This window comes from Streptomyces sp. NPDC039609, assembly GCF_055596705.1.
Map to the genome: position 1 here is coordinate 19,848 of NZ_JBVIUJ010000013.1, position 19,098 is coordinate 38,945.

General features: G+C 70.8%; 17 protein-coding genes. 2 read left to right on the forward strand and 15 right to left on the reverse strand.

Annotated elements, in window-relative coordinates; translation table 11 throughout:
- Positions 1-282: 282 nt before the first annotated feature.
- The 11 genes from pstB to mshD all read right to left on the reverse strand — a co-directional run bounded on the left by pstB (position 283) and on the right by mshD (position 11,873).
- Positions 283-1,059 carry a phosphate ABC transporter ATP-binding protein PstB gene (pstB, locus tag ACZ561_RS31685; RefSeq protein ID WP_329118039.1) on the reverse strand — a complete coding sequence of 259 codons (777 nt, stop codon included), beginning with the start codon at positions 1,057-1,059 and terminating at the stop codon, positions 283-285.
- 27 nt (positions 1,060-1,086) lie between these two features.
- The gene (gene pstA / locus ACZ561_RS31690) at positions 1,087-2,163 is read right to left on the reverse strand and encodes a phosphate ABC transporter permease PstA (protein WP_471001555.1); all 1,077 of its coding nucleotides are present in this window, start codon (positions 2,161-2,163) and stop codon (positions 1,087-1,089) included.
- Positions 2,160-3,137 carry a phosphate ABC transporter permease subunit PstC gene (gene pstC, locus ACZ561_RS31695; protein WP_471001558.1) on the reverse strand — a complete coding sequence of 326 codons (978 nt, stop codon included), beginning with the start codon at positions 3,135-3,137 and terminating at the stop codon, positions 2,160-2,162. The genes pstA and pstC overlap by 4 nt, the downstream gene beginning before the upstream one ends.
- 111 nt (positions 3,138-3,248) lie before the next feature.
- The gene (pstS, locus tag ACZ561_RS31700; RefSeq protein WP_471001561.1) at positions 3,249-4,385 is read right to left on the reverse strand and encodes a phosphate ABC transporter substrate-binding protein PstS; all 1,137 of its coding nucleotides are present in this window, start codon (positions 4,383-4,385) and stop codon (positions 3,249-3,251) included.
- A gap of 328 nt (positions 4,386-4,713) precedes the next feature.
- Entirely contained in the window at positions 4,714-5,103 is a 390-nt protein-coding gene (locus ACZ561_RS31705) for an NUDIX hydrolase (protein ID WP_471001564.1), read from the reverse strand.
- Positions 5,100-6,092 (reverse strand): CHAD domain-containing protein, encoded by a 993-nt coding sequence (locus tag ACZ561_RS31710; RefSeq protein ID WP_471001567.1) that lies wholly within the window; start codon positions 6,090-6,092, stop codon positions 5,100-5,102. Before ACZ561_RS31710 ends, ACZ561_RS31705 begins: the two co-directional genes overlap by 4 nt.
- Entirely contained in the window at positions 6,079-8,376 is a 2,298-nt protein-coding gene (locus tag ACZ561_RS31715) for an RNA degradosome polyphosphate kinase (protein ID WP_471001570.1), read from the reverse strand. The genes ACZ561_RS31710 and ACZ561_RS31715 overlap by 14 nt, the downstream gene beginning before the upstream one ends.
- A 304-nt stretch (positions 8,377-8,680) precedes the next feature.
- The gene (locus ACZ561_RS31720; protein WP_471001573.1) at positions 8,681-9,628 is read right to left on the reverse strand and encodes an ABC transporter permease; all 948 of its coding nucleotides are present in this window, start codon (positions 9,626-9,628) and stop codon (positions 8,681-8,683) included.
- Entirely contained in the window at positions 9,625-10,473 is an 849-nt protein-coding gene (locus ACZ561_RS31725; RefSeq protein ID WP_471001576.1) for an ABC transporter ATP-binding protein, read from the reverse strand. Before ACZ561_RS31725 ends, ACZ561_RS31720 begins: the two co-directional genes overlap by 4 nt.
- A complete protein-coding gene (locus ACZ561_RS31730; protein ID WP_471002068.1) occupies positions 10,470-10,856 on the reverse strand; it encodes a GntR family transcriptional regulator in 387 nt (128 codons plus the stop codon). Before ACZ561_RS31730 ends, ACZ561_RS31725 begins: the two co-directional genes overlap by 4 nt.
- A gap of 90 nt (positions 10,857-10,946) precedes the next feature.
- A complete protein-coding gene (mshD, locus tag ACZ561_RS31735; RefSeq protein WP_471001579.1) occupies positions 10,947-11,873 on the reverse strand; it encodes a mycothiol synthase in 927 nt (308 codons plus the stop codon).
- Positions 11,874-12,004: 131 nt separating this feature from the next.
- On the opposite strand from mshD, the gene ACZ561_RS31740 reads away from it, so the two are divergent.
- Positions 12,005-13,804: a bifunctional metallophosphatase/5'-nucleotidase gene (locus ACZ561_RS31740; RefSeq protein ID WP_471001582.1), complete on the forward strand. Its 1,800-nt coding sequence runs from the start codon at positions 12,005-12,007 to the stop codon at positions 13,802-13,804.
- Between the two features lie 109 nt (positions 13,805-13,913).
- A complete protein-coding gene (locus ACZ561_RS31745; RefSeq protein WP_471001585.1) occupies positions 13,914-14,765 on the forward strand; it encodes a phosphatidylinositol-specific phospholipase C in 852 nt (283 codons plus the stop codon).
- Here ACZ561_RS31745 and ACZ561_RS31750 read toward each other — a convergent pair.
- From ACZ561_RS31750 to ACZ561_RS31765, 4 genes are all read right to left on the reverse strand, one after another.
- A complete protein-coding gene (locus tag ACZ561_RS31750) occupies positions 14,730-16,157 on the reverse strand; it encodes a sensor histidine kinase (RefSeq protein WP_471001587.1) in 1,428 nt (475 codons plus the stop codon). The genes ACZ561_RS31745 and ACZ561_RS31750 overlap by 36 nt on opposite strands.
- The gene (locus tag ACZ561_RS31755; protein WP_471001590.1) at positions 16,154-16,879 is read right to left on the reverse strand and encodes a response regulator transcription factor; all 726 of its coding nucleotides are present in this window, start codon (positions 16,877-16,879) and stop codon (positions 16,154-16,156) included. The genes ACZ561_RS31750 and ACZ561_RS31755 overlap by 4 nt, the downstream gene beginning before the upstream one ends.
- Positions 16,880-16,899: 20 nt before the next feature.
- On the reverse strand, positions 16,900-17,961 hold the full coding sequence (locus ACZ561_RS31760; RefSeq protein ID WP_471001593.1) for a S1C family serine protease: 1,062 nt from the start codon (positions 17,959-17,961) through the stop codon (positions 16,900-16,902).
- Positions 17,962-18,069: 108 nt separating this feature from the next.
- A complete protein-coding gene (locus tag ACZ561_RS31765; protein WP_376430372.1) occupies positions 18,070-19,095 on the reverse strand; it encodes a LacI family DNA-binding transcriptional regulator in 1,026 nt (341 codons plus the stop codon).
- Positions 19,096-19,098 lie beyond the last annotated feature (3 nt).

Sequence of the window (19,098 nt, forward strand, 5' to 3'; positions counted from 1 at the left end):
GGCGGCGGCGAGCTTCTACGTGGTGCAGCTGCTCTTCGGGTGACGCGTGACGGCCCTTGGGGTGGGCGGGCCTGAATGGGGCATCGGCCCCCGGGGTTGTGCCCACCCTCCCCCAGACTCCGTCCGGGGGGACCCCCAGCCCCGTGGAACAGTTGCCCACAACCAGGTCACGAAAATGGTCGGGCCCGGCTTCCCTGTAGGGGAGCCGGGCCCTTTCGTCTGCGGTGGCACCGCCATGCAGCACCGCAGGACGCCACGCGGCGGAGCCGCATGGTCTGGGGGCTATCCGAAGCGGCCGGAGATGTAGTCCTCGGTCGCCTGGACGCTCGGGTTGGAGAAGATGCGCTCGGTGTCGTCCAGCTCGATCAGCTTGCCGGGCTGGCCCACGGCCGAGAGGTTGAAGAACGCCGTGCGGTCCGAGACGCGGGCGGCCTGCTGCATGTTGTGCGTCACGATGACGATCGTGAAGCGCTCCTTCAGCTCGCCGATCAGGTCCTCGATCGCCAGCGTCGAGATCGGGTCCAGGGCCGAGCAGGGCTCGTCCATCAGCAGGACGTCCGGCTCGACCGCGATCGCGCGGGCGATGCACAGACGCTGCTGCTGACCACCGGAGAGGCCGGAGCCCGGCTTGTTCAGGCGGTCCTTGACCTCGTTCCAGAGGTTCGCGCCCTTGAGAGAGCGCTCGACGATGTCGTTGAGCTGGGACTTCTTGTACGAGCCGTTCAGCCGCAGGCCCGCCGCCACATTGTCGAAGATCGACATCGTCGGGAACGGGTTCGGGCGCTGGAACACCATGCCGACCGTGCGGCGCACCGCGACCGGGTCGACGTGGGAGCCGTACAGGTTCTCGTCGTCCAGCATCACCTTGCCCTCGACCCGGCCACCGGGGGTGACCTCGTGCATCCGGTTCAGGGTGCGCAGGAACGTGGACTTGCCGCAGCCGGAGGGGCCGATGAAGGCCGTCACCGAGCGGGGCTCGACGGTCATGGAGATGTCGTCGATCGCCTTGTGGGCGCCGTAGTAGGCGGAGAGGCCGCTGACGTCGATTCGCTTGGCCATATCAATTCACTTCCAGAGTGACCGCGGTCAGCGGCCGGTCTTCGGGGCCTTCCAGCGGGCGATGCCGCGGGCCACCAGGTTGAGGATCATGACGAAGGCGATCAGGACGAGCGCTGCGGCCCAGGCACGGGCCACGGCTGCGTCGGTGCCGACCGCGTACTGCTCGTACACGTAGAGCGGCAGGGAGGACTGGGCGCCTTCGAAGGGGTTCGGGTTGATGAGCTTCGTACCGAACACAAGGAGCAGGACCGGGGCCGTCTCACCGGTGATGCGGGCGACCGCGAGCATGACGCCCGTGGTGATGCCGCCGATCGCGGTGGGCAGGACCACCTTCAGGATCGTGCGCCACTTCGGGATGCCGAGCGCGAGGGAGGCCTCGCGCAGCTCGTTCGGGACGAGCTTGAGCATCTCCTCGGTGGAGCGGACCACGACCGGCATCATCAGGATCGCGAGGGCCATCGCGCCGGCGAATCCGGAGGGCCCGAAGCCCAGCATCAGATTCCAGGTGGCGAGGACGAAGAGGCCCGCGACGATCGACGGGATGCCCGTCATGACGTCGACGAAGAAGGTGACGGCCTGGGCGAGCTTCCCGCCGCCGTACTCGACGAGGTAGACCGCGGTCAGCAGACCGATCGGCGCGGCGATCAGGGTCGCGATGCCGACCTGCTCGATCGTGCCGAGCAGCGCGTGGTAGACACCGCCACCGGCCTCGGCGTCGAGGACACCGTTCATCGAGTGGCCGAGGAAGTACGGGTCGAGGACTTCCAGGCCCTTGCTGATGGTGACCCAGGCGAGGGAGAGCAGCGGGACCACGGCCAGGATGAAGCAGACCCAGACGAGGCTGGTCGCGACCCGGTCCTTGGCCTGGCGGGAGCCCTCGACCTTGGAGGTGATCCCGTACGTCGCGAGGACGAAGAACAGTGCGGCGATCAGGCCCCACTGGATGCGGCTGTGCCAGCCGGCCGCGAGACCGAGGCCGACAGCGGCGGCGATCGATCCGATGGCGATGGCGAACGGGGTCCAGCGGGGGAGCCGGGCGTGCTTGAGCGGGTCGTGCGTGACCACGCTCTTCACGGGCGGGCGGTCCTGTATGGCGTGGCTCATGCGTTGGCCCCCGAGTACTCCTTGCGGCGGGCGATGATCCACCGGGCCGCGCCGTTGACCAGCAGGGTGATGACGAAGAGGATCAGGCCGGAGGCGATCAGCGCGTCACGGCCGAACTCGTTGGCCTCGTTGAACTTCGCGGCGATGTTCTGGGCGAAGGTGCCGCCGCCCGGGTCGAGCAGGTGGCCCGAGAGGACGAAGCTGGGCGAGAGCACGACGGCCACGGCCATCGTCTCGCCGAGCGCGCGGCCGAGGCCCAGCATCGAGGCGGAGATGATGCCGGAGCGGCCGAAGGGCAGCACCGACATCCGGATGACCTCCCAGCGGGTGGCGCCGAGGGCGAGGGCGGCCTCTTCGTGCATCTTCGGGACCTGGAGGAAGACCTCGCGGGTCACGTTGGTGATGATCGGCAGGATCATGATCGCCAGCAGGATGCCCACGGTGAACATGTTGCGGGCGACGCCGTCGCTGGCCTTGTCGAAGATGTAGGTCCAGCCGAAGTACTCGTCGAGCCACTTGTTGAGGCCGCCCAGGTACGGGACCAGGAAGATCGCGCCCCAGAGGCCGTAGATGATGCTGGGGACGGCGGCGAGAAGGTCGACCACGTACGCGAGCGGCTTGGCCAGCTTGCGCGGGGCGTAGTGCGAGATGAACAGCGCGATGCCGATCGCGACCGGCACGGCGATGACCATGGCGATGATCGACGAGACGACCGTGCCGAACGCCAGGACGGCGATGCCGAAGACGGGCGGGCTGCCGGCCGGGTTCCACTCGAAGGTGGTGAAGAAGTTCGTGGAGTCCTGGGAGATCGCGAGGACGGCGCGGTAGGTGAGGAAGCCCGCGATCGCGGCCATGATCACCAGGAGGGTGATGCCGGATCCGCGGGACAGACCGAGGAAGATTCGGTCTCCGGGGCGGGCCGCGCCCTTGGCGCGTCGGCCCTTTTCTATGGGTGGTGTGGCTGTCGTAACCATTCTGACTCTCCGGTCTGCGGAGTCGTACGGATGTACGGGCTCCTGGCGGCGGTGCACCGGATGCCGGGACCGGTCCGTCGGTGTGGCTGACGGACCGGCTCCGGCCGGGGATCAGGACAGGGTGGGGACGATCTCGCGGACCTTGGTCGCGATCTCGGCCGGCATCGGGGCGTAACCGGCGTCGGACAGGACCTTCTGGCCGTCCTCGCTGATCGCGTAGTTCAGGAACGCCTTCAGGGTCGGCAGGTTCTCCGCCTTGTTGCCCTTGTCGCAGGCGATCTGGTACGTGACGAGGACGAGCGGGTAGGCGCCCTCGGCCTTGGTCGCGTAGTCGAGGGAGAGGGCCATGTCGCTGCCGGTGCCCTTGACCTTGGCGGCGGCGATGGCCTTCGAGGCGTTCTCCGTGGTCGCGGCGACCGGAGCGGCGGCACCGGTGTTCACGGAGACCGTGGAGATCTTGTTGGCGGTCGCGTAGGAGAGCTCGAAGTAGCCGATGGAGCCCTCGGCGTCCTTGACCGCGGTGGCGACACCGGAGGAGCCGTTGGCGGCCTGGCCACCCGGGGCGGGCCACGACTTCGACTTCGGGTCGTGCTTCCACTCGGCCGGGGCGGCGGTGGAGAGGTACTTGCCCAGGTTCTGGGTGGTGCCCGACTCGTCGGAGCGGTGGAAGGCCTGGATGTTGCTGTCCGGCAGCTTGGCGCCCGGGTTCAGCTTGGCGATCGCCGGGTCGTTCCACTTCTTGATGTCGGTGTTGAAGATCTTGGCGATGGTGGGGGCGTCCAGGACCAGGTTGTCCACGCCCTCCAGCTTGTAACCGATGGCGATCGGGCCACCGACCATCGGCAGGTTGACACCCTTGCCGGTCTTGCAGATCTTCGCCGACTCGGCGACCTCTTCCTCCTTCAGGGCGGAGTCGGAGCCCGCGAAGGCGACCTGGCCCTGGTTGAACTTGGTGATACCGCCGCCGGAGCCGATGGCCTGGTAGTTGACCTCGACGCCCGAGCAGGCGGCCTGGAAGTTCTTGACCCACAGGTCCATGGCGTTCTTCTGCGCGGAGGAACCCGCGGCGAGGAGCTGGCCCTTGGCGCCGTCGCACTTGATGTTCGACGCAGCGGCGGAGGTCTTGTCGCCGTTCGCCGGGGTACCGCTGTTGTTGTCCGAGCCACACGCCGAGAGGACGAGGGCGCCGGAGACGACGAGGGCACCGATCGCGGAGGCGCGAAGCCCGTTCATGCGCGAAAGCTTCACTTTCGGGTGTTCCTTCCAGAAGCCGCCTGCCGCGGACCGGGTGTCCTGAACGTGTACGGCGGCGTGTGTCGGGGTTGTGGGTGCGTCGCTGCGCTTGTGCACCTTGTACGGCCGAAATTAGGCAGATCAGGTGAAGCGGCCGACGGGGGAGAGTGAACGGGAAGTGAACCGTGCCGGAAGGCGCGGTGCGGGGCCCTTCGGAGGGCGGCGGTGTCGGCGTTCGTACGGGTGTGGGGGCCGCGGGCGCCGGGGCCCGAAGCAGCGGCGCGGGCAAGGGCGCCGTCCGTTGTCCCAGCCCGTCCCGCCCCAGAGGACCGAATGCCCACAATCAGCACGAAAGGAACGTGTCCAGGAGGTCTCTGTCCCGTGGCTGCGTCAATCGGGCCCGGGCATCCTCGGGGGAGAGCCAGGCCATGCGGTCCACCTCCGTGCTCGGCGTGAAACTGCCCCCGAGGGCGCGGGCCGACCAGTACGTGACCTCCTTCGGGCGGCCGTTCGCCAGGTAACGGGCCGTGGGGAGGCGGGGGCCCAGGGCGCAGGAGTGGCCGGTTTCCTCCCGTACCTCTCGGACCGCGCACTCCTCGACGGTCTCGCCGCGCTTCAGTTTTCCCTTCGGATGCGACCAGTCTCCGTACTTGGGCCGATGGACCAGGGCGATTTCGATGCCCTGGCCCGACGGAGCGGGGCGCCACAGGACGCACCCCGCCGCGAGGATCACGGGACCGGCGCCGTCGTGCGTTGCCAGGCGCGTTGGAAGGCGAACCTGGCGGCCTCGACCTCGTGGCGCTGGTCCGCGTGGAGGACGCCGAGGGCGTACGCGGTGGCCGGGGCGATCCGGGGGGTGCGGGCTGCCGTGGCCGCCGCGGTGGCGGCCTCGGAGGCGTCGCGGTGCCGGTCGAGGGCCCGGCCGGACTCGTAGAGGACCGGGTCCGGGTCGGTGCCGTGCAGGACCTCGCAGGCGTACCGGTGGAGGCGCAGCAGGAGCCGGGTCTGGTGCCAGGGCGCGTCCTGGGCCTCGCCGGCCGCGAGCGCGAGGGCGTCCGCGTTGTACGGGTGGGCCGCGCGGGCCAGCGGCAGTCCGCCCACGGCCTCCGTGAGCCGCCGCTCGACGACCGCGGCCGGCGCGTCGAGGACCTCGATGGCCGGGGCCGCCCCCGCGGGCCCCAGCGGTACCTCGGAGGCGAGGAGTGCGACGGCGTCCGCGACCGCGTGGAAGCGGGAGGAGCCCAGCGCCTGGAGGGCCGCGGAGTGGGCGCGCGTACGGGTCAGGGTGAGCTGGCGTTCGAGCAGGGCGCCCGCGCGGGCGGCGCCGACCGTGAGCCCCGGGCCTTCGGTGACGCCGCGGGCGGCGGGCACCGGTCCGCCGCCGCTCGACAGGCGGGACAACGCGTCCACCAGCCGGACGAGCCGGGAGGTGCAGGCGTGCTCCAGGGCGAGCGTTCCCGACAGCCAGGCGAGCTCCGTGCGCAGCTGGTCGGCCCAGGCGGCGTCGAGGAGCGGCCGGAAGGTGTGCAAGGTCCCGCTGATGCGGCGGGCGGCCGCCCGGAGGGACCGGGCGGCCTCCTCCGAGCCCGCCGTGTCCGCTCCGCTCTCGGTGTGCAGGCGCAGTCCGCGCAGGAAGTCTCCGGCCCGCGCCTGGAGGTAGGGGGAGAGGACCTCTCCCGCCGTGACGCCCGTGGAGACGGAAGGGTGGTCAGGGTTGTGCACGCCGGCGCCTCCGCGCGTCGATGAGCATCTCCTGGACGTGCCGCAGCGGCTGGCCCTCCGGGTCGGTCGCGTGCCGCGTCCAGTTCCCGTCCGGGCCGAGGTGCCAGGAAGAGGTGGTGTCGGACATCCCGGTCTCCAGGAGCCGGGACAGGGCCGCCCGGTGGGCCGGGTCGGAGACCCGGACCAGGGCCTCGATGCGGCGGTCCAGGTTGCGGTGCATCATGTCGGCGCTGCCCAGCCAGACCTCGGGCTCGCCGCCGTTGCCGAAGGCGAAGATCCGGGAGTGCTCCAGGAAGCGGCCGAGGATCGAGCGGACCCGGATGTTCTCGGAGAGGCCGGAGACGCCGGGGCGGATCGCGCAGATGCCGCGGACCCAGATGTCGACCGGGACGCCCGCCTGCGAGGCCCGGTAGCAGGCGTCGATGATCGCCTCGTCGACCATCGAGTTGACCTTGATCCGGACGTAGGCGGGCCGGCCCGCGCGGTGGTGGGCGATCTCCTTGTGGATCCGGGAGACCAGTCCGTCGCGCAGGGACTTCGGGGCGGTGAGCAGCCGGCGGTAGGTCTCGCGGCGGGAGTAGCCGGAGAGCCGGTTGAACAGGTCGGAGAGGTCGGCGCCGACCTGCGGGTCGGCGGTGAGCAGGCCGAGGTCCTCGTAGAGCCGGGCCGTCTTGGGGTGGTAGTTGCCGGTGCCGACGTGGGAGTAGCGGCGCAGCACCTCGCCCTCCTGTCGGACGACGAGCGACAGCTTGCAGTGGGTCTTCAGGCCGACGAGGCCGTAGACGACATGGCAGCCGGCCTCCTCCAGCTTGCGCGCCCACTTGATGTTGGCCTGCTCGTCGAAGCGGGCCTTGATCTCGACGAGGACGAGGACCTGCTTGCCGCTCTCGGCGGCGTCGATCAGGGCGTCGACGATGGGGGACTTGCCGGAGGTCCGGTACAGCGTCTGCTTGATCGCCAGGACGTCCGGGTCGGCGGCCGCCTGCTCCAGGAAGGCCTGGACGGAGGTGGAGAAGGAGTCGTACGGGTGGTGCAGCAGTACGTCCCGCTCGCGCAGTGCCATGAAGATGTCGGGCGCGGAGGCCGATTCGACCTCGGCGAGGTCCCGGTGGGTGCCGGCGATGAACTTGGGGTACTTCAGCTCGGGCCGGTCGAGCCCGGCGATGCCGAAGAGGCCGGTGAGGTCCAGCGGGCCGGGCAGCGGGTAGACCTCGGCGTCGGAGACCTTCAGCTCGCGGACGAGCAGGTCGAGGACGTACGGGTCGATCGATTCCTCGACCTCGAGGCGGACCGGCGGTCCGAAGCGGCGGCGCAGCAGCTCCTTCTCCAGGGCCTGGAGCAGGTTCTCGGCGTCGTCCTCCTCGACCTCCAGGTCCTCGTTCCGGGTCACCCGGAACATGTGGTGGGCCAGCACCTCCATGCCGGGGAAGAGCTCCTCCAGGTGCGCCGCGATGACGTCCTCCAGCGGGACGTAGCGCTGCGGGGAGGCCTCCAGGAAGCGGGAGAGCAGCGGGGGCACCTTGACGCGGGCGAAGTGCCGGTGGCCGCTGACCGGATTGCGTACGACCACGGCCAGGTTCAGGGACAGGCCGGAGATGTACGGGAAGGGGTGCGCGGGGTCGACGGCCAGCGGGGTGAGGACCGGGAAGATCTGCTGCCGGAACAGGGTGAAGAGGCGCGCCTGCTCCTTCTCCGTGAGCTCGGGCCAGCGGATCAGGTGGATGCCCTCGTCGGCGAGGGCCGGGGCGACGTCCTGCTGGTAGCAGGCGGCGTGCCGGGCCATGAGTTCGCGCGAGCGGGTCCAGATCAGGTCGAGCACCTCGCGGGGCTGCAGCCCGGAGGCGGAGCGCGTGGCGACGCCGGTGGCGATGCGGCGCTTGAGGCCGGCGACGCGCACCATGAAGAACTCGTCGAGGTTCGACGCGAAGATGGCGAGGAAATTAGCCCGTTCGAGGAGGGGCGTGGTGGGGTCCTCGGCCAGTTCGAGGACCCTTTCGTTGAACGCGAGCCAACTGCGCTCGCGGTCGAGGAAGCGTCCCTGGGGGAGTTCGCCCTCGGCGCCTTCGTCCTCGTATGCGTCGGGATCGGCGTCCAGATCGGGCTCGAGGTCCGTCGCGGGGCCGGTGCTGACCGTGTGGGGGCGGTGCGCGGCTATGGATCCGACGGACGGCTGCGTGGTCGGCTCGCCTTTGTGCGGAGGCGTCTGCTTGGACGCCTGCTTGGACGTCCGCTTGGACGGCTTGGCGGTGGATTGGACCGGGACCTCGGCGGGCTGCTGGCTCATGGCCCCATTCTTCCGCGCGAAGGGGTGGTCGGGCGCGTCGGAGCGGGCCGTGGGCGAGGGAAGTCTCCCTTTGGGGAGCCCCTTGGCGAGAGGAGGCACGGCGGGCTTCATTGCGTGAGCGTCGCAAGCGCGTCTGAATGGCCGGTAACGACGACATGACGTGCGGGCGACCGTGGGCAACCTGTGCCGGGGGCGTCGTAGGCCGGGCGGAGCGGTGGGTTCCCTCGTGGGCGACGTGGGCGGGCATCGGGGGCGGGGCCCTTCAGGGCCCCGCCGACCTGATTTCGGTGGCTCGATCCTTACGTTACGGGTGCCGGGCGCGCAGGACGCGGAAGGCGGCGAAGAGGGCGAGGGCGGCGAGGGCGAGGACGATGCCGGTCTCGATGAGCTGGGTGGGCCAGACGTGGGAGTAGGGGTGGTAGTCGACGTACTGGCCGGTGATGCCCTTGCTGGCGTAGCAGGTGTCGGCGCTCTGCGGGTCGTAGCAGGACCATTCGGCGATGCGGCCCCCGTCCGCGGTGAGCAGGCCCATGTCCATCATCAGTCCGTCCGCGGGGACGGGGAGGGGCCCCGACTGCGAGCTGATCGGCCCGGTATCGGTCCGTACCGGCAGGAAGTCCCAGCGCAGCGCGCCGAGTACGGCGAGGACCAGGCCGGTGAACAGGCCGGTCGCGGCCATGGCGACGAGTGTGCGCCGGATCAGCTGCCCGAGGAGCGCGCCCACGGCGACGGCGAGCAGCACGTACGCGACGAGGACGGTTCCGGTCGCCTCGTACGGGCCGCGGTCCGACCAGTTCAGCTGATAGGTGCCCGCGACCCGGCCCCAGCCGATCCGGTAGATCGCCATGAGGGCGAGGGTGACCACGAGCGCTGCGGCGGCCGCGGTGAGGATCTTCGCGCGGAGCCACTGCGTCGGGGTGACGGACTGGGTGAGCGCGAGCCGGTACGTGCCGCTCTCCAGCTCGCGGGCGATCAGCGGGCCCGCGACGAAGGCCCCGACGACGAGGGGCAGGAGGACCATGCAAGTGCCGGCGTACTCCATGGCCAGGCGCAGGATGCCGAAGCCGCGGTTGTCGTCGGCGGGGATGCTGTAGCCGTCCTCCACGTACGTGTCCGAGGTGGAGGCGTCCCACAGCCGCAGCCCGGCGAGGACGGCGAGGGACAGGGCCGTCGCGGCCCCCGCCACCCACAGGGCCCGCCGGTGCTGGCGGACCGTCACCCAGTGGGTGCCCTTCAACGTGACGGCGCTCATGCGGAGGCTCCTTCGGGGGTGGTGCGGGAGACGCGGAGGTGGGCGAGGAGGAGGTCTTCGAGGGACGGGGCCGTCGCCTCCCAGGGCCCTTCGACCGGACCCTCCCGCCGGATGAGCGCGGTGAGTTGGCGTCCCGTCGTGCGGGATTCGATCACCCGGTGCGGGGCGAGGTCGGCGATCGGGCCTCGGAGCAGGGCGTGTGCGGCGAGGAGGTCGTCGATGGCGCCGTCGAGGCGGATCTCGCCGCCGTCGACGAGGAGGAGGTGGTCGCATGCGCCCTCCAGCTCGCCGAGGATGTGCGAGGACATGACGACCGTCGTGCCGCGGTCCGCGGCGTCGGCCATCAGGACGCCCATGAGCTCGTGCCGGGCGAGCGGGTCGAGGTCGGCCATCGGCTCGTCCAGGAGCAGCAGTTCCGGCCGCTTGCCGAGCGCGAGGGCGAGGGCGACGCGGGTGCGCTGGCCGCCGGAGAGGCTGCGGACGCGCGCGGCGGGGTCGAGGCCGGCGGTGATCCGCTCGGCGACGGCTCGGTCCCAGCGGTCGGGGTTGAGCTCGCGGCCCATCCGCAGCGTCTCGTCGATCGTGAGCTGCGGGTAGAGCGGCTTGTCCTGGGCGACGTACGCGAGCTGCTCGCGGGCGGGGGCCTTGACGGAGCCCTCGGTGGGCCGCAGGAGTCCCGCGGTGAGGGCGAGGAGGGTGGACTTGCCGGCGCCGTTGGGGCCGACGACGGCACAGATGCGGCCGGCGGGGAGGCTGAAGGAGCAGTCCCTCAGGGCCCAGCCGCGCCCCCTTTTGTCGTACCGCTTGCCGAGGCCCTCGGTGCTCAGGGCCGTTCCGCCGGTCATGCCTTGTCCCCCTCGAAAGATTCCTTCAGTACGGAAGTGAAGAGCGCGGCCACGTCCTCGCGCTCCAGGCCGGACTCCCGCGCCCGGCGTGCCCAGTCGGCGAGTTCGCCCCGCAGGGGCGAGTCGGCGGGGCCGGTTCCGAGCGTCGCGCGGACGAAGGTGCCGAGTCCGCGGCGGGCCTCGACGAGTCCTTCGCGCTCCAGCTCGCGATAGGCCTTGAGGACCGTGTTCGGGTTGATGGCTGTGGCTTCGACGACCTCGCGTGCGGTGGGTAGCCGGTCGCCGGGCTCCAGGAGGCCCATGCGCAGGGCCTGTTTGGTCTGCTGGACGATCTGGAGGTAGGTGGCGACTCCGCTGCGCCGGTCGATCCGGTATTCGAGCACGTTCCCCTTCACCACCCTTTCACTAATCAAGTAGTGAAAGGGTGGTGCAAAGAAGGGGGCGGTGTCAACCGCCCCCTTCTCACGGCGTGTTCAGGACTCCGTGCGGTACATCAGGTCCACCTCGTGCGTGGCGAAGCCGAGCCGCTCGTAGACCGTCACCGCCGCCGTGTTGTCCGCGTCCACGTACAGCATCGCCGTCGGCAGTGCCTGGGCCGCCAGGTGCCGCAGCCCGATCGCCGTGAGCGCCTTGCCGAGGCCGCTGCCCTGGGCCTCCGGCAGGATCCCGATCACGTACACCTCGCCGAGCTGCTCCTCGGCGTGCGTCTTCGTCCAGTGGAAGCCGATCAGGCGCCCGTCCTTCTCCGCGAGGAAGAAGCCCTTCGGGTCGAACCACGGCTCGGCCATACGGTCGTCCAGGTCCCGCTGGGTGAGCGAGCCCTGCTCGGGGTGGTGGGCGAAGGCGGCCGCGTTCACGGCGAGCCAGGCCGTGTCGTCCTGGCCGGGCACGAAGGTACGGACGGTGACGCCCTCGGGCAGCACCGGCTCGGGGATGTCGAGCGGCACCAACGGGCGGCGCAGCTGGCGCAGTTCGCGGAAGAGGGTCAGGCCGAGAACCTGGGCCAGGTGCCGGGCCGCCGATTTCCCGCCGTGCGCCCAGACCCGCAGCCGCTTGCCCGAGGCGGCCAGCAGTGCCGCGCCCAGTGCCCGCCCGTGTCCGCGGCCGCGGTGCGAGGGGTGCACGACCAGCTCGGCGGCCGGGGCCTCCACGGGATCGGTGTCCTCCAGCTGGGCGTAGCCGTAGAGGTGCGATCCGACGGTGAGCAGGAAGTGCCGTACGCCCTCGCGCCTGCCGTGCCGCAGATAGAGCCGCCCCTGCTCGGACACGGCGTGCACTCCGTCGGTGCGGTCGGCCGCCTCCAGCAGGTCGAGGACGTCCTGGACCTGTTCGGGGGAGAGCTCGTCGAGGGTGAGGATCTGCCGTCCGGGTTCAAGGGCCGGCGCCGGGTCAGGAGTCATGTCCTGAGCCTACGGAATCAACTCAGTTGTAACCCGGTACCCCCTGTTGCGCTACGCGCGTTGACTCTAGGCTGCGCTGGCACAGCAGCAGTCGAACAGCGCCGCAAAAGGGGCGAGGGGACAGGGGAGCGATGTCAGCGACACCGAAGAAGAAGAGGACGGCGCGGCGGATTCTCGCCGTGGGCGCGGGGCTCGCCACCGTCGGCGCGCTCGTCGCCGCGCTGCCCGCGGGCGCCTCGGGGACCAAGGGCGGGGGCAACCACGGGCGCTATGTGGACGTCCAACTGCTCTCCTTCAACGACCTGCACGGCAACCTGGAGCCGCCGACCGGCTCGGCCGGGCGGCTCACCCACACCAACCCGGACGGCACCACGAAGACCATCGACGCCGGTGGCGTCGAGTACCTGGCCACGCACCTGCGGCAGGCCCGCGAGGGCAACCGGTACTCCGTCACCGCCGCCGCCGGCGACATGATCGGCGCCTCCCCGCTGGTCTCCGGGCTCTTCCACGACGAGCCGACCATCGAGGCGCTCAACCGGCTGAAGCTCGACGTCAGCTCGGTCGGCAACCACGAGTTCGACGAGGGCGCCAAGGAGCTGGCCCGGATCCAGAACGGCGGCTGTCACCCGACCGCCGGCTGTTTCGAGGAGGGCAAGCGGTTCCGGGGCGCGAACTTCCCGTACCTCGCGGCCAACGTGACGAACGAGAAGAGCGGCAAGCCGCTGCTCGACCCGTACTTCATCTGGGAGCGCAACGGCGTCAAGATCGGCTTCATCGGCGTGACCCTGGAGGGCACGGCGAACATCGTCTCCGCCGAGGGCATCAAGGGCCTGAAGTTCGGCGACGAGATCGAGACGATCAACAAGTACACCAAGGTGCTGGAGCGCAAGGGCGTCAAGTCGATCGTCGCCCTGCTGCACGAGGGCGGCGCGCCGGCCTCGGGCTCGTACAACTACAACTGCGACAGCCCCGGCCCCGGTGACGGCATCTCCGGCCCGATCGTCGACATCGCGAAGAACGTCAGCCCGCAGGTCGACGCGCTGGTCACGGGCCACACCCACCAGGCGTACGCGTGCACGATCCCGGACCCGGCGGGCAAGCCGCGCACGGTCACCTCGGCGGCCTCGTTCGGCAAGCTCTACACCGACACGACGCTCACCTACGACCGTCGTTCCAAGGACATCGTCCGTACGGCCGTCGCCTCCGCGAACCACGTCGTCACCCGTGACGTGCCGAAGGCCGCGGACATGACCCGGCTGATCACCCGCTGGAACGCGCTCGCCGCGCCGATCGCGAGCCGTCCCGTCGGCTACATCTCCGGCGACGTCGACAACCCCGCCGACGCGCCCGAGAAGCCGCTGGGCAACCTGATCGCCGACGCGCAGCTCGAGGGCATGGCTCCGGCCGACAAGGGCGGCGCGCAGCTGGCGCTGATGAACCCGGGCGGCGTCCGCGCGCCGCTGGTCCACAAGGCGTCCGGTGCCGAGGGCGACGGAGTGGTGACCTACGGCGAGGCGTACACCGTGCAGCCGTTCACCAACATGATGACGGCGGTCGACCTGACCGGCGCCCAGCTCATCACCACGCTCCAGCAGCAGGTCAGCGGCGCCAACCAGGCGACCCCGAAGATCCTCCAGGTCTCGAAGGGCTTCACCTACACCCTGGACATGACGAAGACCGGCGCCGACCGGATCGTGACGTCCTCGGTGAAGCTGAACGGCGAGGCGATCGACCCGTCGAAGACCTACCGGGTCGCGATGAACGAGTTCCTGGCCGGTGGCGGTGACGGCTTCGCCGTCCTGAAGGAGCACAAGAACAAGCTGGTCGGCGCGTCCGACCTGGACCTGTTCACCGCCTACCTGGCAGCCCACTCCACCGCGAGCACCCCGCTGGCCCCGCCGGCGACGGGCCGGATCACGGTCGTGAAGTAACTCCGCACCTCCGAGGGGGCGGTGGATCGTTCGACGGTCCACCGCCCTCCTCTTTTTCACGCACGCGGCCCTCTGGTCTAGCTGACGCGTACACGTCATACTCCCGCGCATGGACCGAAGAAGCTTTCTCGCGGGAGCCGCGGCAGCGGGTGCCGTCCTCCTGGTCGGCGCCCCGTCCGCGCGGGCGGCCACGACCCAGGACTGGATGGCCGGCCACGGCGACCCCACCCCGCTCCAGAAGCTCACCATCCCCGGCACCCACGACTCCGGCGCCCGCTTCGGCGGCCCCTGGTCCGAGTGCCAGAACACCACCATCGCGCAGCAGCTCGCCTCCGGAATCAGGTTCCTCGACATACGCTGCCGGGTCACCGGCGGCTCCTTCGCCATCCACCACGGCGCCTCGTACCAGAACATGATGTTCGGCGACGTCCTCATCGCCTGCCGCGACTTCCTGGCCGCGCACCCCTCCGAGACCGTGCTGATGCGGGTCAAGCAGGAGTACTCCTCGGACTCCGACGCCACCTTCCGCGCCATCTTCGACGACTACCTGAACAACCGCGGCTGGCGCTCGCTGTTCCGCATCGGCGACACGGTTCCCACCCTGGGCGAGGCCCGCGGCAAGGTCGTCCTCATCGCCGACAACGGCGGCCTGCCCGGCCTCAAGTGGTGGGACGGTGGGGCCATCGCGATCCAGGACGACTGGAACGCCCTGCCGAACGCCAAGTACCCCAAGATCGAGGCCCACTTCCGCAAGGCCGTCGAGCAGCCGGGCAAGCTCTCCATCAACTTCGTCAGCACGTCCGCGTCCCTGCCGCCACGCTGGAACTCCGACAACCTCAACCCCCGCGTCCACGGCTTCCTGGACGGCACGGCCACCACCTGGAAGGGCCTCGGCATCACGGTCCTGGACTACCCGAACACCCGCTCAGGCCTGGTCGAGTCCCTCATCCGCCACAACTGACGGCGGCGGGGTCGGCGCGCCCGGCAGGTGGAGCGTCGCCGCCGTGCCGCCGCCCTCCGCCGCCGCCAGGGTCACCGTGCCGCCCGCCTGCTGGACCGTGCGGGCCACGATCGACAGGCCCAGACCCGAGCCGGGCAGGCTGCGGGCCGAGGGGGAGCGCCAGAAGCGGTCGAAGACATGGGGGAGTTCCTCCGGCGCGACCCCCGGCCCGTGGTCGCGGACGGTCAGCTCGCCCCGCATCAGGGTCACCTCCACCGTGCCCCGGGGCGGCGAGAACTTCACCGCGTTGTCCAGGACGTTCACCAGCGCGCGCTCCAGCCCCGCCGGCTCCGCCCGGACGTACCAGGGCGCCAGGTCCGTGACGAAGGTCAGCTCGGGGCCCCGCAGCCGCGCCCGGGCGAGGGCCGAGCGCAGGATCGTGTGGAGCGGTACGACCTCCAGTGGACCCGGCTGCACCGCGTCCGGCCGGGCCAGCTCCTGAAGGTCGCCGATCAGCGCCGCCAGCTCCGTCATCTGCGCTTTCACCGAGGCCATCAGCGCCCGACGGTCCTCGGGCGGCAGGGCGCGGCCGGTCTGCTCGCTGCGGGCGAGCAGCTCGATGTTGGTGCGCAGCGAGGTCAGCGGGGTGCGCAGCTCGTGGCCCGCGTCCGCGATCAGCTGCGCCTGACGGTCCCGGGAGACGGCGAGCGCGGCCGTCATCGCGTTGAAGGAGCGCGAGAGACGGGCGATCTCGTCCTCGCCCTCGACCGGGATGCGCACCGTCAGATCCTCGGTCGCGGCCACATGCTCGACGGCGCCCGTCAGCCGGTCCACCGGCTCGAGACCGGTGCGCGCCACCCACAGCCCGGCCGCCCCGGCGCCCACGACACCGATCCCGGAGACCAGCAGCAGCACCCAGGCGAGCGTGGACATCGAACGGTCGATCTCGTACAGCGGACGGGCGACCGAGACGGCGACCGGCTGGTTGGCGATCGACACGGGATACGAGTAGACCCGCATCTCCGTGCCGTTCTCGGCGTTCGTGGTGTGCAGGGCGAACGGCCGCTCGCCCCGCGCGACCGCGAGGTCCCCGGCCTGGGCGGGGATCGGGGAGGTGCCGAGCGTGCAGAGGTCACCGGTGACGGTGACGATCTGCAGGGTCTGCGCGGGCCCGGCCGGCACCGGGCGGTCCCGCGCACCCGGGGCGCAGGAGCCCAGCAGCATCCGCGCCTGGTCGTCCGAGAGCCTGGTGTCGCGCAGCGAGGAGTCCAGCTCCGCCTCCAACTGCGCCCGCGTCACGAACCAGCAGGCCAGCGACACCGCCGCGACCGCCACCGCGACCGCCGTCGCCGTCAGGAGCGCCAGCCGGGACCGCAGCGGCCGCGACCGGAACCATGCCAGGGGACCTCTCACTCCGGGCCTCCGCCGCGCAGGACGTACCCCACGCCCCGCACCGTGTGCACCAGGCGCGGCTCGCCGCCGGCCTCCGTCTTCCTCCGCAGATACATCACGTACACGTCCAGGGAGTTCGAGCTCGGCTCGAAGTCGAAGCCCCACACCGCCTTCAGGATCTGCTCGCGCGTCAGCACCTGGCGCGGATGCGCCAGGAACATCTCCAGGAGCGTGAACTCCGTCCGCGTCAGCTCCACCGGCCGCCCGGCCCGCGTCACCTCGCGGGTCGCCAGGTCCATCCGCAGATCGCCGAAGCTCAGCACATCGCCCTCGGGCTGCGCCTCCACGGAGCTCGCGTACGAGCTGCGACGCAGCAGGGCACGGATCCGGGCGAACAGCTCGTCCAGCTCGAACGGCTTCACCAGATAGTCGTCGGCGCCCGCGTCGAGCCCCGTCACCCGGTCGCCGACCGTGTCCCGCGCCGTGAGCATCAGGATCGGTACGGTCGAGCCGGCCGCCCGGATGCGGCGCGCCGCCGTCAGCCCGTCCATCCGGGGCATCTGCACGTCGAGCACGACGAGATCGGGGGCGTACGACTCCATCCGGGCGAGCGCGTCGACGCCGTCGACGGCCTCCTCGGTCCCGTACCCCTCGAAGGCGAGACTGCGCCGCAGCGCCTCCCGCACGGCGGGCTCGTCGTCGACGATGAGGATGCGGTCGCCTTCATTCACCGGGCCAGTCATGGGGCCAGCCTCGCACGCGTTCAGGTGCCGTCGCCGGACCGGAGGTTGTCCAGGTCGGCCTTGAGAGTGTTCACCGGGATGGCGAATCCGAGGCCGACGCTGCCGGCCGAAGAACCGCTCGACGCACTCGGCGAATACATGGCCGAATTGATCCCGATGATCTCGCCGTTCATATTGATCAGCGCGCCGCCGGAATTCCCCGGGTTGAGCGAGGCATCGGTCTGGATGGCCTTGTACGTCGTCTTCGACGAGCCGGTGTCGCCATTGAACTGCTGACCGCCGAACTCGAAGGGCCAGCCCTGCCGCGGGTCGTACTGCTGTTGCTGCTGCTGGTCCCGGCCCTCGTCCTTGGCCACGGTCACATCGCGGTCGAGCGCGGAGACGATTCCGCTGGTGACCGTGCCGGTCAGACCCTCGGGGGAGCCGATCGCCACGACCTGGTCACCGACCTTGACGTCGTCGGAGTCGCCGAGCGTGGCCGCCTTCAGCCCGGACGCGCCCTCCAGTTTGATCAGTGCCAGATCCTTGTCGGGGTCCGTGCCGACGACCTTGGCCGCGTACGACTTGCCGTTGGACAGCTGCACGCTGATCTCGGAGGCGCCGGAGATGACGTGGTTGTTGGTGACGATCTCGCCGTCACCGGTGATGATCACGCCGGAGCCGGTGGACTTGCCGGACGTGGAGGTCGCGGAGATCTCCACGATCGACGGGGAGACGGCCTCGGCGACGCCGGCGACCGTGCCCTTGCTGCTCGCGGAGACGTTCGTCCCGCTCACGCCGGACGCCCGGGCGGTGTCGTCCGCGGTGAGCTGCTGGACCAGCGTCGCGGTGCCGCCACCGACGGCGGCCGCGGCGATCGCCACGGCCGCGAGGAGCCCGACGCCCCGCTTGGCACGGCGGCGCGGCTCGGGGGCGGCGTGGGCGGGACCGGCGGCGGGAGGTCCGACCGGGGGCGGCACATGGCCGCCGGCCGGCCAGATCGTGGTGCCCGGCTCCGTCGTGACCGGCTGCGTCGGGTCGTACGGGGGCCGCGGGGGCTGCGGTGGGTAGTACGGCTGCTGCGGCTGCTGGTAGTCCGTCATGGAGAAGACTCTCGGAGCCGTTCATGAGAGCTTCCTGAGGGCGGCCTGAGAAGCCCGACAGAACCCCGTATGCCCCATATAAAGGCGAGCGGTCCGGGGGAGGGGGGATCAGCCGTGGCAGCCGCAGGAGCGGCGGACGATCAGGGCGGAGGGGAACTGCTTCACCCGCTCGCGCTTCGAACCGGCCACCCGCAGCGAGTCGTCCAGGACCAGATCCACCGCGGCCCGGGCCATCGCCGGGCGGTCGGAGGAGATCGTCGTGAGCGGCGGATCCGTGAGGGCCGCCTCCTTCACGTCGTCGAAGCCCGCTACCGCCAGCTCCGTCGGCACGTCGATGCGCAGCTCGCGCGCGGCGCGCAGCACACCGAAGGCCTGGTCGTCGGTGGAGCAGAAGATGGCCGGCGGCCTGTCCGGGCCGGAAAGGATCTTCAGGGCGACCTGGTAGGCGTCGTAGCGGTTGTACGGAGCCTCGAAGAGCCGGCCCTCGATCGAGCGGCCGGCCTCCAGCATGGCCCGCCGCCAGCCCTCCTCGTGGTCCGCGACCGGGTCGCCGACCGCCGGGGTGTTCGGGATGCCGCCGAGGCAGGCCACGTACGGGTGCCCGTGCTCCAGGAGGTGACGGGTCGCGAGCTGGGCGCCGCCGATGTCGTCGGTGACGACGGCGACGTCGTCCAGCGCCTCGGGCCGCTCGTGCAGCAGCACGACCCGGGCGTCCCAGGCCTCGATCTCGCTCGCGGCCCGCTCGCTCATGCCCTGGCTGACCAGGATCAGTCCGGAGACCCGCATCCCGAGGAAGGCGCGCAGGTAGTGCACCTCGCGCTCGTCGCGGTAGTCCGAATTGCCGACCAGGACCATCTTCCCGCGCTCGGCGGCGGCCTGTTCGACGGCGTGCGCCATCTCCGCGAAGAACGGCTGCCGCGCGTCCGGGACGATCATGCCTATGAGGTCCGTGCGGCGGGACGCCATCGCCTGGGCCACCCGGTCGGGCCGGTAGCCCAGCTCCTTGATGGCGGCGAGGACACGCTCGCGCGTGGCCGGGGCAACCGGCCGGGGTCCGTTGTTGATGACGTAACTCACGACCGCGGTCGAAGTACCCGCCAGTCGCGCTACGTCATCCCGCGTCACCTTGGCCACGCG